Source organism: Streptomyces sp. NBC_01788, from assembly GCF_035917575.1.
GTDB lineage: Bacteria > Actinomycetota > Actinomycetes > Streptomycetales > Streptomycetaceae > Streptomyces.
In genome coordinates this window covers 6,607,694-6,620,059 of the sequence record NZ_CP109090.1, presented here as the reverse complement: position 1 = coordinate 6,620,059, position 12,366 = coordinate 6,607,694, and the positions used below count along the sequence as shown (strand labels likewise).

Below are 12,366 nucleotides of genomic sequence, written 5' to 3'. Positions count from 1 at the left end.
ACCCGCGGAGCTACTCCCTGCCGAAGGCCGCGTCGAACGACGCGCTCGGCGGGTCGAAGTCGAACGCCTTGAGGCGCCGCAGCGCCTCGGGGGCGCCCTGGAGCCGGTCCATGCCGGCGTCCTCCCACTCCACCGACACGGGGCCGGTGTAGTCGATGGACCGCAGCATCCGGAAGACGTCCTCCCACGGCACGTCACCGTGCCCGGCGGAGACGAAGTCCCAGCCGCGCCGGGGATCGCCCCACGGCAGGTGGGAGCCGAGGCGGCCGTTGCGCCCGTCGAGGCGCTTGCGGGCCTCCTTGCAGTCCACGTGGTAGATCCGGTCCCGGAAGTCCCACAGGAAGCCGACGGGGTCGAGGTCCTGCCAGACGAAGTGGCTCGGGTCGAAGTTCAGCCCGAACGCGGGTCGGTTGTCCACCGCGTCCAGGGCCTGCCGGGTGGTCCAGTAGTCGTACGCGATCTCGCCGGGGTGCACCTCGTGCGCGAAGCGGACGCCCTCGGCGTCGAACACGTCGAGGATCGGGTTCCAGCGCTCGGCGAAGTCCTGGTAGCCGCGTTCGATCATGCCCGGCGGCACGGGCGGGAACATGGCGACCAGGTGCCAGATCGAGGAGCCGGTGAAGCCGATGACGGTGTCGACGCCGAACGCGGCCGCCGCCCGCGCCGTGTCCTTCAACTCCGCGGCGGCCCGCTGCCGTACGCCTTCGGGCTCCCCGTCGCCCCAGATGCGGGCCGGCAGGATGCCGCGGTGGCGCTCGTCGATCGGGTGGTCGCAGACCCCCTGGCCGACCAGGTGGTTGGAGATCGCCCAGCACTTGAGGCCGTACTTGTCGAGCAGCGCGCGCCGCCCGTCGAGATAGGCGGGGTCGGCCAGCGCCTTGTCGACCTCGAAGTGGTCTCCCCAGCAGGCGAGTTCGAGTCCGTCGTAGCCGAAGTCACGGGCCAGCCGGCAGACCTCCTCCAGCGGGAGGTCGGCCCACTGGCCGGTGAACAGGGTGAACGAACGTGGCATGACCGGGCCTCCCTAGACCGGGACGGGCGTGTAGAGGGAATTCTTCGCCGCGCTCTCCTCGACGGCGGCCAGGACGCGCTGGACCTGGAGCCCGTCGGCGAAGGACGGTTCGGGCGCGGTGCCCGCGGCGATCGCGAGCACCAGGTCGCGGGCCTGGTGGACGAAGCTGTGCTCGTAGCCGAGGCCGTGGCCCGGCGGCCACCAGGCCGCGAGATAGGGGTGGTCGGGTTCGGTGACGAGGATCCGCCGGAAGCCGGCGCTCACCCCGGGTTCGGTGTGGTCGTGGTACGAGAGCTCGTTGAGCCGTTCCAGGTCGAACGCTAGCGAGCCGTGGGACCCGTTGAGCTCGATGCGCAGCGCGTTCTTGCGGCCGGAGGCGAACCGGGTCGCCTCGAAGGAGGCGAGCGCGCCCGAGCCGAACCGGGCGGTGAACAGGGCCGCGTCGTCGACGGTGACCTCCCCCAGGCCGCGGCCGCCGACGCCGCTGAGCCCGGCCGCCGCCCCGGCCGGCAGCGGGCGCTGCCGGACGAACGTCTCGGTGACCGCGGACACCCCGGTGATCGCCTCGCCCACGAGGTACTGGGCGAGGTCGACGATGTGGGCGCCCAGGTCGCCGAGGGCGCCGGAGCCCGCCGCGTCCTTGCGCAGCCGCCAGGTCAGCGGGAACTCGGGGTCGACGAGCCAGTCCTGGAGGTAACTGACGCGTACGTGCCGCAGGGTGCCGAGGCGGCCCTCGGCGACCATGCGGCGGGCCAGGGCGGTCGCGGGCAGCCGCCGGTAGTTGAAGCCGACCATGGCGACCTGGCCGCGGGCCCGCGCCCGCTCGGCCGCCTCGGTCATCGCCCGCGCCTCCTCGACCGAGTTGGCGAGGGGTTTCTCGCACAGCACGTGCTTGCCCGCCTCCAGGGCGGCCACGGCGATCTCCGCATGGCTGTCGCCCGGCGTGCAGATGTCGATGAGGTCGACGTCGTCGCGGGCGATCAGAGCGCGCCAGTCGGTCTCGGTGTCGGCCCAGCCGAGCCGGGCGGCCGCGCCCCGCACGGCCGCCCCGTCACGCCCGGCGACGACGGCCAGTACGGGCCGGTGCGGCAGGTCGAAGACGCGGCCCACGGTGCGCCAGCCCTGGGAGTGGGCGGCGCCCATGAAGGCGTAGCCGACCATGCCGACACGCAGCGGAGGCTTCCCGGCCGCGGGCTCGCTCTCGGCCTGCTCCGACTGTCCCTTCAGGCCCATACCGATAACTCCTTCTCGTCAACGTTCGCAGCGGCGTTCCCGACGCCGTGATTGCGAGGTGGGGGGTTGGCCGCGTCCATCACTTGAAGCCGGTGGGCATGTACTGGTCCACGTTGGTCTTGTCGACCACGGCGGAGTACAGGGTGATGGACGCCGGGATCTCGAACTCCGCCATGCCGGACACGCCCTTGCCCTGGCCCAGCGCGCGGGCCAGGTCGATCGCGGACGCGGCCATCGTGGGCGGATACAGCACGGTGGCCTTCAGGACGCCCTTGTCCTGCTTGATCTGTTCGAACGCGGAGAGCGCGCCGGCGCCGCCGACCATGAAGAACTCGTCGCGGCCGGCCTGCTCGATGGCGCGCAGCGCGCCGACGCCCTGGTCGTCGTCGTGGTTCCACAGCGCGTCGATGTGCTTCTGCGCCTGGAGGAGCTGGGACATCTTCGCCTGGCCGGACTCGACGGTGAACTCGGCCGCCTGACGCGCCACTTTGGTGATGTTGGGGTAGTTCTTCAGCGCGTCGTCGAAGCCCTGGGTGCGCTGCTTGGTCAGCTCCAGGTTGTCCAGGCCGGCGAGTTCGACGACCTTCGCGTTCGCCTTGCCCTTGAGCTGCTCGCCGATGTACTGCCCGGCGTTGAAGCCCATCCCGTAGTTGTCGCCACCGATCCAGCAGCGGTACGCCTGCGGGGAGTTGAAGACCCGGTCGAGGTTGACGACGGGGATGCCCGCACGCATCGCCTTCAGTCCGACCTGGGTGAGTGCCTTGCCGTCGGCGGGCAGGATCACCAGCACGTCGACCTTCTTGTTGATGAGGGTCTCGATCTGGCCGATCTGCGCGGCGGTGTCGTTGGAGCCCTCGGTGATCTCCAGGGTGACGTCGGAGTACTTCTTGGCGCGGCTCTTGGCGTTCTCGTTGATCGCGTTGAGCCAGCCGTGGTCGGCCTGCGGGCCGGCGAAGCCGATGGTGACCGCCTTGCCGGGCTGGTCGTCGGCGGCGGGCTGGTCGTTCGCCGCGGGCTTGTCGTTCTTGGGCTCGTTGCTGGTGCAGGCGGCGAGGAAGGCGGTGGCGCCGACGGCGGCGCCGCCGAAGAGCAGGCCTCTGCGGCTCGGTGTCTGGGGCATGGCGATGGCCTTTCCGGTGAGGGCCGTACGGAGCGGGCGGCTCGGCTGGGCTAGGTGGTGGAGGCGGTACGCCGCGGGGCTAGGTGGTGGAGGCGGTGCGCCGCTGGACGAGGACGGCGGCGACGATGATGGCGCCCTTGGCGATCTGCTGGACAGCGGTCTCGAGGTTGTTCAGGGCGAAGATGTTGCTGATCGTGATGAAGATCAGGACGCCGAGGACGGAGCCGACGATGGTGCCCCGGCCGCCGCTCAGCAGGGTCCCGCCGATGATCGCGGCGGCGATGGCGTCGAGTTCGTACAGGTTGCCGTTGGTGTTCTGGCCGGAACCGGCCAGGACGATCAGCAGGAAGGCAGCGATGCCGCAGCACAGCCCGGACAGCAGGTAGAGGTAGAGGCGCTGGCGGCGTACGTCGATGCCCGCCAGCCGGGCCGCCTCCGGGTTGCCGCCGACGGCGACGGTGCGCCGCCCGAACGTGGTGCGGTTCAGCACGAGCCAGCCGATGACGGTGACGGCGGCGAAGACCAGGACCAGCGGCGGCACGCCGAGGACGTAGGAGTCGCGGTTGCCGAGGCTCAGGATCCCGTCGATGGTGACGATCTGGGTCTTGCCGCCGGTGATCTGCAGGGCGAGACCGCGTGCGGAGGCGAGCATGGCGAGGGTGGCGATGAACGGGACCATGCCGCCGTACGCGATGAGGACGCCGTTGACGAGTCCGCACCCGACGCCGACGAGCACCGCGGTGAACAGCACGCCCACGAAGCCGTACTCCTGGGTGGCCACGGTGGTGGCCCAGACGGAGGCGAGGCCGACGATCGCGCCGACGGACAGGTCGATGCCGCCGCTCATGATGACGAAGGTCATCCCGACGGTGACGACACCGATGATGGACGCCTGGGTGAGCACCAGTTGCAGGTTGCGGGTGTCCAGGAACGCGTCGGGTTTGGTGATGCCGCCGATGAGGACGAGGACGGCGAGCACGCCGAGCAGCGACAGGGTGCGCACGTCGGCGCGGGCCCACAGGACGCGCAGCGGACCGGCGTCGCCCTTCGGGGTGTCCGCGCGGGCGGCGGGCGGCGGCCCGGCGTCGGGTCCGCCGTGCTGGGCCGGGGTGGCGGGCTGCGTCATGACGTCGCGCTCCCTTCCTCGGTTACGGACTGCGTGGACACGGGGGTTCCTTCCATGGCCAGGTCGAGTACGCGGTGTTCGTCCAGCTCCCGGGCGGGTGCCGTGTGGACGACGAGCCCCTCGCGGAGCACAAGGACGCGGTCGGCGAGGCCGAGGACCTCGGGTATCTCGCTGGAGACCAGCAGCACCGCCAGGCCCTCGTCGGCGAGTCGGCGCACCACCGCGTACAGCTCGGCGCGGGCGCCGACGTCGACACCGCGGGTGGGTTCGTCCAGGAGCAGGACGCGGCAGCCGCGCAGCAGCCAGCGGGCGAGGACCGCCTTCTGCTGGTTGCCGCCGGAGAGGGTGCGCACCGGGGTGTCGGGGTTGTCGGGGCGCAGGGAGAGTTCGCGGGTGGCCTGCCGGGCGGCGTTGCGTTCCGCGCGCCGGTCGAGCCAGCCGCCGCGGGCGAAGCGGGACAGTGTGGAGACGCTGACGTTGCGGGTGACGGACTCCAGCATCAGCAGGCCCTGGGCCTTGCGTTCCTCGGGGGCGAGCCCGAGTCCGGCACGAACCGCGGAGCGCACGCTGCCGGGGCGCAACGGTGTGCCGTCGACGAGGACGCGGCCCGCGCTGGGCTTGCGGGCGCCGTAGACGGTCTCCAGGATCTCGGAGCGGCCGGAGCCGACGAGTCCGGCGAGGCCGACGATCTCGCCGGGCCGCACTTCGAGGTCGAGGGGGGCGAACTCGCCGTCGCGGGCGAGTCCTTCGACGGTGAGGACGGGCGCGAGGTGCGCGGTGTCGGCCGTCGGACGCGGCGGGAAGACGTACTCGACGTTGCGGCCCGTCATCAGGGAGACGATCTCGCTAGTCGGGGTGGACTCGGCGGGCAGTCCGCCGGCGACGGCGCGGCCGTCCTTGAGGACGGTGACCCGGTCGCCGATGCGGCGGATCTCCTCCAGGCGGTGGGAGATGTAGACGACGGCGACGCCGGCCGCGGTGAGGTCGCCGACGATGCGGAAGAGGTTGTCGACCTCGTCCGGGTCGAGGGCGGCCGACGGTTCGTCCATGACGATGAGCCGGACGTCGTGGGAGAGGGCCCGGGCCATGGAGACGACCTGCTGCTGGGCGGCGGAGAGGTCGCCGACGAGCCGGCCCGGGTCGATCTCGGGGTGGCCGAGCCGCTTGAGGAGGACGGCGGTGGCGGAGCGGGCCTCGCGGCCGCGAACGACGAATCCGGCGGTGGTGGGTTCGTGGCCGAGGAAGACGTTCTCGGCGACGGACAGGTGTCCCACCAGGTCGAGTTCCTGGTAGATGGTGGCGATGCCCAGGCGCATGGCGGCGATCGGGGACTTCAGGGTGGTGGGCTCGCCCCGCCAGACGATCGTCCCGTCGTCGGGCTGGTGGGCCCCGGCGAGGACCTTGATGAGGGTGGACTTCCCGGCGCCGTTCTGGCCGAGCAGGCAGTGTACTTCTCCGGCCTGTACCTCCAGGTCGACTCCGTCCAGGGCGCGGACTCCGGGGAACGACTTGGTGATGCCGGACATGCTGAGCAGGGGTGGTTCTGGAGCCATGGTGGTTCCCCTCGGCGGATACGGCCGGTCTCAGGGCAGGGCTGACGTACGCGTGGCTGGTGTACGCGGGGCGGGCTGGTGTACTCGGGACGTACCGGTGGTGGTGCCGTGCTGTGTGCGGGTGGTGCGGGGCGTACCGGTGGTGCGAGGTGGTGCCAGGTGGTGCGCGCCGGTCAGGCCGGCGAGAACAGGTGGTCGCTGATGAGCCGGGCCGCGCCGATGACTCCGGCGGCGGCCCCCAACTCGCCCAGGACGATGGGCAGGTTGCCGGTCGCCAGGGGCAGCGACTGGCGGTAGACCTGGGTGCGGATCGCGGCGAGCAGGGTGTGGCCGAGGCCGGTGACCCCGCCGCCGATCACCACGAGACCGGGGTTGAAGAAGGAGACGAGTCCGGCGATGACCTGGCCGGTGCGGGTGCCGCCCTCCCGGATCAGGCCGAGGGAGGTGGCGTCGCCCGCGGCGGCCGCGGCGGCCACGTCGACGCCGGTGAGGGCGCCGTTCGCCTCCAGCCGGGTCGCGAGTTCGGCCGACAGGCCCTGCTGGGCCGCCTCCAGCGCGTCCCGGGCCAGGGCGGCGCCGCTGAAGTGGGCCTCCAGGCAGCCCTGGTTGCCGCAGACGCACGGGCGTCCGCCGGGCACGGCCTGGATGTGCCCGATGTCGCCCGCGCTGCCGGTCGTACCGCGGTGGACCTCGCCGCCGACGACGATGCCGCAGCCGATGCCGGTGCCGATCTTGACGCAGAGGAAGTCGCCCACGGAGCGGGCGACGCCCGCGTGCTGCTCCCCCATCGCCATGAGGTTCACGTCGTTGTCGACCATGACCGGGCAGCCGAGTTCCTGGCTGAGCGCCTCCCGTACGGGGAAGCCGTCCCAGCCCGGCATGATCGGGGGTGCCACGGGGACGCCCTGGGGGAAGCGGACGGGACCGGGGACACCGATGCCGGCGCCGTCGTAGCCCTCCGCGAGCCCCGAGGCCCGCAACTTCGCGGCCATGGCGAGGACCTGCTCGAAGACCGCGACGGGTCCCTCGCGCACGTCCAGCGGCTGGTTGAGGTGTCCGAGCACTTCCAGTTCCGCGTTGGTGACCGCGACGTCGACCGAGGTCGCGCCGATGTCGACGCCCAGGAAGCGCAGTTCGGGGGCGAGGCGGACGTTGTGGGAGCGGCGGCCGCCGCGCGAGGCGGCGAGTCCGTCGGCGACGACCAGTCCCGTCTCCAGGAGCCGGTCCACCTCCACGGCCAGCTTCGACCGGGACAGCTCGACGCTGTCGCCGAGTTGGGCCCGGGAGCTGGGTCCCCCGTCGCGCAACAGCTTGAGCAGCCGGGCCTGATGGGTGTTGGCGGGTCGTGCCGTCATACGTCTCACGTGCCCCTCCCCGCCTCAATTCGGCCTGCGCACAGGGTAATTTCGGCCACCTGGCCGCCTGCTTGAGAGAGGAACGTAGCAGCGACTGCCGGAACTGGGAAGAAGTTGCGCATGGATTGCCACCAACTTTTCCCACCGACAGGACAAAGTCGGGAACGCCGAGCGAGGGCCCCGAGCCGGGTCCTCGTGGGAATCAGGCTCCGTGTGCTCGCGCATCCGGCGGGTGGCGCGCCACTCGTCCCGGTCGGCCATCGCCTCGACGAGCGCGACGGTGCTCGATCCAGGGCCGGCGGCCGCGCTGCCGGGCCACCGGGGGTGCGGGAGTGCGGTACCAGCGCACCCGCCGGTCGACCCGGGCCGCCGGCTCGGCCAGCACCGCGTTGCCGGCCGGCCCGACGACCTTGGCGTGGAAGCGGGCGACGCGTCCCGGTCCACATCATCGGCGGCAAGGCGGGCCGCCTCGGCCTTCAGGAGCACGCACACGCTGAGGAGCCGGTCGGCCTCCTGCTCCGCCGGCTCGTGCACGAAGGCGCTCGGGGCGGGCCGCGGATCGCCCCGCCCCTCGGCGTTCAGTCGCGGGAGCGCCTCGCGCACCGGCTGCCGGGAGACGCCGAGGGGTCCGGCGAGTGCGTTCTCGACGGGGTGCCGGACCGGCTGGAGGGCGCGGATGGTGATGAGCTCCAGCAGGGCCTCGTGGACGCGCATGCGCAGAGGGCCGGGGCGTTCGAGCCCGCCCGGCCCCGACGGCCGCCGCTCAGGGGCAGCGCACGACCTGCCCGGCGTAGGAGAGATTGCCGCCGAAGCCGAACAGCAGCACCGGGTCGCCGGTGGTCACCTCGCCCCGCTCGATGAGCTTGGACAGCGCCAGCGGGATGCTCGCGGCCGAGGTGTTGCCGGACACGCTGACGTCACGGGCGACCACGGCGTTGACGGCTCCCAGCTTCGCGGCGAGCGGCTCGATGATGCGCAGGTTGGCCTGGTGCAGGACGACCCCGGCGAGCTGCTCGGGCGTGAGTCCGGCCCGCTCGCAGGCCTGCCGGGCCAGCGGCGGCAACTGCGTGGTGGCCCACCGGTAGACGCTCTGCCCCTCCTGCGCGAACCGCGGGGGCGTGCCCTCGATCCGCACCGCGTGCCCCATCTCGGGCACCGAGCCCCACAGCACCGGCCCGATCCCGGGCTCCTCGCCCGGCCGGCAGGCCTCGACCACGGCGGCCCCGGCGCCGTCACCGACGAGCACACAGGTCGTGCGGTCGGTCCAGTCGGTCACGTCGGACATCTTGTCGGCGCCGATCACCAGGGCGCGGGTCGCGGCGCCCGCACGCACGGTGTGGTCGGCGGTGGCCAGGGCGTGGGTGAAGCCCGCGCACACGACGTTGAGGTCCATCGCGGCCGGCCGCGGCACACCGAGCCGGGCGGCGACACGGGCGGCGGTGTTCGGGGAGCGGTCCGTGGCCGTGGAGGTGGCGACCAGCACGAGGTCGATGTCGCCGGGCGTGAGCCCGGCCGCCGCGAGCGCCTTGGCGGCGGCGTGCGCGGCGAGCTCGTCGACCGGCTCGTCGGGCCCGGCGATGTGCCGGGTCCTGATGCCCACCCGGCTCCTGATCCACTCGTCGCTGGTCGCCACGATGCCCTCAAGGTCCTCGTTGGTGAGCACCTTGGCGGGCTGGTAGTGACCGACGGCGGTGATGCGTGAGCCGTTCATGGGTGATCCCCCTCGTGACCGTGGACAGCGGGAACTCCCCAGTCTGATCAGTGACTCACGGGTAAGGCGGCAGGTGAAGCCACAGGATTGACGGGCCCCGCTTGTCGGCTTCCGTCAGACGGGGGCTGCCCTCACCACCGGGGCCGCCGCACGTGCAGGACAATTGACGTCATCGGGGCCGCTTCGGCCGCAGAACGCAGAGAACCGAGGCTGATCAGGACATGGGACGAGTCACGGAACGACGCAAGGTGATCCGCATTCGGGACGGAGCCGTCTCGTCCCGCCCCGACACACTGGTCGCCGAGGAGCCGCTGGAGATCCGGCTGAACGGCAAGCCGCTCGCGATCACCATGCGCACACCGGGTGACGACTTCGCGCTGGCGGCCGGTTTCCTGGTGAGCGAGGGCGTGCTGGGCGACGCGTCCGACCTGCTGAACATCGTGTACTGCGCGGGCGCGACGGGTGGGGGTCCCTCCCTGCTCGAGCGAAGCCGAGAGCTTGGGGGAGGCTCGAACACCTACAACGTGGTGGATGTGCGGACCGCGCCGGACGTCGTCCTGCCCGACATCACCCTCGAACGCAATGTGTACACGACCTCGTCGTGCGGCCTGTGCGGCAAGGCGAGCCTGGACGCGGTCCGTACGACGGCCCGCTGGCCGATCTCCGACGCGCCCCCGCTGCGGGTCGGGCCCGAACTGCTGGCGACCCTGCCCGACCGGCTGCGGGCCGCCCAGCGCGTCTTCGACCGCACCGGGGGGCTGCACGCGGCGGCCCTGTTCGACGAGGACGGCGAACTGCTGGACATAAGGGAGGACGTGGGCCGGCACAACGCGGTCGACAAGCTGGTCGGCCGCGCCCTGCAACAGGGCGGCCTGCCGCTGTCCCGCAGCATCCTGCTGGTCTCCGGCCGCGCGTCCTTCGAACTGGCGCAGAAGGCCGTCATGGCGGGCATCCCCGTCCTGGCGGCCGTCTCCGCGCCGTCGTCCCTCGCGGTGGACCTGGCCGCGGAGACGGGACTGACGCTGGTCGGCTTCCTGCGGGGCAGCTCCATGAACGTGTACACGGGCGAGAAGCGGATCACCCTGCGGGAGGCGGCCACCCACGGCTGACCCGCGCGGGGCCGTCGCATCCGTAAGCACAAGCTACGCAGGTATCAACGGGTCCGGTTCGCCGTGGCGGCCTCGGTCCGCGACGCCGGTGCCTGCCCGGCGGTCCCCTCCCGCGCCTCGGGGTCGCGCGCCCGACGCTTGGCGATCACCGCGCACACCATGAGCTGCATCTGGTGGAAGACCATCAGCGGCAGCACGGCGAGCGAGGCATGGGCGCCGAACAGGACGCTCGCCATGGGCAGCCCGGAGGCCAGCGACTTCTTCGAGCCAGCGAACTGCACGGCGATGCGGTCATCGCGGGAGAAGCCGAGGGCCCGGGTGCCGTACCAGGTCAGGGCGAGCATCACGGCGAGCAGCAGGGCCTCGACGACCAGCAGGCCGCCGAGCCGTGCGGGACTGACCTGGTGCCAGATGCCGCGCACCATGCCCTCGCTGAACGCGGTGTAGACGACGAGCAGGATCGAGCCGCGGTCGACCAGCCCGAGGATCTTCTTGTGCCGGCCGACGAAACCGCCGATCCATGGCCGGAGAAGCTGCCCGGCGACGAACGGCACGAGCAGTTGCAGCACGATCGTGACCAGCGAGTGCCCGGAGAAGCCACCGCCGCCGCTGCCGAGCAGCACGGCCACGAGCAGCGGGGTGAGGATGATGCCGACCAGCGAGGAGAAGGAGCCCGCGCAGATCGCGGCGGGCACGTTGCCGCGGGCGATGGAGGTGAACGCGATCGACGACTGGATGGTCGAGGGGACCAGGGTGAGGAAGAGCAGGCCCTGGTAGAGCGGCTGGTTCAGCAGCACAGGGACGAGTCCGCGGGCGGCCAGCCCGAGCAGCGGGAAGACCACGAAGGTGCAGGCCAGGACCGTGACATGCAGCCGCCAGTGCTTCAGGCCGTCCCATGCCTCGCGGGTGGAGAGACGGACCCCGTAGAGGAAGAACAGCAGGGCGATCGCGCCGGTCGAGGCGCCCGAGGCCACATGGGCGGCCGCGCCGCGGGCGGGGAGGAGTGCCGCGATGCCCACCGTCGCCAGCAGCAGGACGATGTACGGGTCGATCGGCAGGTTCGTCCGGCGCAGGCGTTTCACGGTGCTCCACTTGCTCGTGCTCTTCGGGTCGGTACGGGCAGCGACGAGCCCGTCGGGACCCCGGATCCTCTCTTCATCGTGCCCCTCACGGCGCTGATCGGGAATCCGTCATACGACTCTGACTGTCATCGCATCTCGTGATGACCGGTGTACGGTGGCCCTCGTGTACGACCCCGCCCAGCTGCGCACCTTCCTCACCGTGGCCCAGACCCTCAGCTTCACGGGAGCGGCCCGGCGGCTCGGGCTGCGTCAGTCGACCGTCAGCCAGCACGTGCGCCGTCTTGAGGACGCGACCGGCAGACTGCTCTTCGCCCGCGACACCCACTCGGTGGAGCTGACCGAGGACGGCGAGGCCATGCTGGGCTTCGCGCGCCGGATCCTCCAGGTGCACGAGCAGGCGACGGCGTTCTTCACCGGCGCCCGGGTACGCGGCCGGCTGCGGTTCGGCGCGTCGGAGGACTTCGTGCTGACCCGGCTGCCGGAGGTCCTGGCGGGCTTCCGCTCTGAGCATCCCGAGGTCGACTTGGAGCTGACGGTGGAGCTGTCGGGCATCCTGCACGAGCAGCTCGCCGCCGGGAAGCTGGACCTGGTGCTGGCCAAGCGGCGCCCCGAGGATCCGGCCGGCGAACCGGTCTGGCACGACCGCATGGTCTGGATCGGCGCCGAACGGCTGCGCCTGGACCCCGACCGGCCGGTGCCGCTCATCGTCTACCCGCCGCCCGGCATCTCCCGCGCCCTCGCCCTGGAGGCCCTGGAGCGCCAGGGCCGGCCGTGGCGCGTCGCCTGCACCAGCGGCAGCCTCAACGGCCTGATCGCCGCCGCCCGCGCGGGCCTGGGCGTGATGGCCCACTCCCGCGGCCTGATCCCGCCGGGTCTGGTGCGCGTCCCGGACCGCGCGGGCCTGCCGGAACTGGGCGGCGTCGACTTCGTCCTCGTCCACGGCCGCCGCCACGACACCCCCCACCACGCGGCCGACGCCCTGGCCACGGCCATCCTCTCCAGCGGCGACCGCCTCCACCGGCACGGCGTCGGCTGAAACGCGCCCCTCCCCGGGCCTGCCCGCCC

At 72.1% G+C, this 12,366-nt stretch carries 10 protein-coding genes and 1 pseudogene; 2 read left to right on the top strand and 9 right to left on the bottom strand.

What is annotated here, in order from left to right; translation table 11 throughout:
* Positions 1 to 10 precede the first annotated feature (10 nt).
* The 8 genes and pseudogenes from OIE49_RS30140 to OIE49_RS30105 form a co-directional block, all read right to left on the bottom strand.
* Positions 11 to 1,012, bottom strand: coding sequence for a sugar phosphate isomerase/epimerase family protein (locus OIE49_RS30140; protein ID WP_100566656.1), 1,002 nt, complete (start codon positions 1,010 to 1,012; stop codon positions 11 to 13).
* Between the two features lie 12 nt (positions 1,013 to 1,024).
* Complete coding sequence (locus tag OIE49_RS30135) at positions 1,025 to 2,245, bottom strand: Gfo/Idh/MocA family protein (protein ID WP_326805039.1); 1,221 nt, start codon at positions 2,243 to 2,245, stop codon at positions 1,025 to 1,027.
* Positions 2,246 to 2,324: 79 nt separating this feature from the next.
* Positions 2,325 to 3,365, bottom strand: coding sequence for a substrate-binding domain-containing protein (locus OIE49_RS30130; protein WP_326805038.1), 1,041 nt, complete (start codon positions 3,363 to 3,365; stop codon positions 2,325 to 2,327).
* Between the two features lie 79 nt (positions 3,366 to 3,444).
* Entirely contained in the window at positions 3,445 to 4,491 is a 1,047-nt protein-coding gene (locus OIE49_RS30125; RefSeq protein ID WP_326805037.1) for an ABC transporter permease, read from the bottom strand.
* Positions 4,488 to 6,044, bottom strand: a complete 1,557-nt coding sequence (locus OIE49_RS30120; RefSeq protein WP_326805036.1) for a sugar ABC transporter ATP-binding protein — start codon at positions 6,042 to 6,044, stop codon at positions 4,488 to 4,490. The genes OIE49_RS30125 and OIE49_RS30120 overlap by 4 nt, the downstream gene beginning before the upstream one ends.
* A gap of 173 nt (positions 6,045 to 6,217) precedes the next feature.
* Entirely contained in the window at positions 6,218 to 7,399 is a 1,182-nt protein-coding gene (locus tag OIE49_RS30115) for an ROK family transcriptional regulator (RefSeq protein ID WP_326805035.1), read from the bottom strand.
* Between the two features lie 207 nt (positions 7,400 to 7,606).
* Positions 7,607 to 8,113: pseudogene (locus tag OIE49_RS30110) on the bottom strand (FCD domain-containing protein); the annotation flags it as partial.
* 49 nt (positions 8,114 to 8,162) lie between these two features.
* Positions 8,163 to 9,110: a beta-ketoacyl-ACP synthase III gene (locus OIE49_RS30105; protein ID WP_326805034.1), complete on the bottom strand. Its 948-nt coding sequence runs from the start codon at positions 9,108 to 9,110 to the stop codon at positions 8,163 to 8,165.
* 221 nt (positions 9,111 to 9,331) lie between these two features.
* Here OIE49_RS30105 and fdhD point away from each other — a divergent pair, with 221 nt between their 5' ends.
* The gene (fdhD, locus tag OIE49_RS30100) at positions 9,332 to 10,219 is read left to right on the top strand and encodes a formate dehydrogenase accessory sulfurtransferase FdhD (RefSeq protein WP_326805033.1); all 888 of its coding nucleotides are present in this window, start codon (positions 9,332 to 9,334) and stop codon (positions 10,217 to 10,219) included.
* A gap of 44 nt (positions 10,220 to 10,263) precedes the next feature.
* Here the strand turns inward: fdhD and OIE49_RS30095 are convergent, their stop codons facing one another.
* Positions 10,264 to 11,277, bottom strand: a complete 1,014-nt coding sequence (locus tag OIE49_RS30095) for a bile acid:sodium symporter family protein (RefSeq protein ID WP_401741371.1) — start codon at positions 11,275 to 11,277, stop codon at positions 10,264 to 10,266.
* A gap of 187 nt (positions 11,278 to 11,464) precedes the next feature.
* On the opposite strand from OIE49_RS30095, the gene OIE49_RS30090 reads away from it, so the two are divergent.
* A complete protein-coding gene (locus OIE49_RS30090; protein ID WP_100566774.1) occupies positions 11,465 to 12,337 on the top strand; it encodes a LysR substrate-binding domain-containing protein in 873 nt (290 codons plus the stop codon).
* The last annotated feature ends 29 nt before the right edge of the window (positions 12,338 to 12,366 follow it).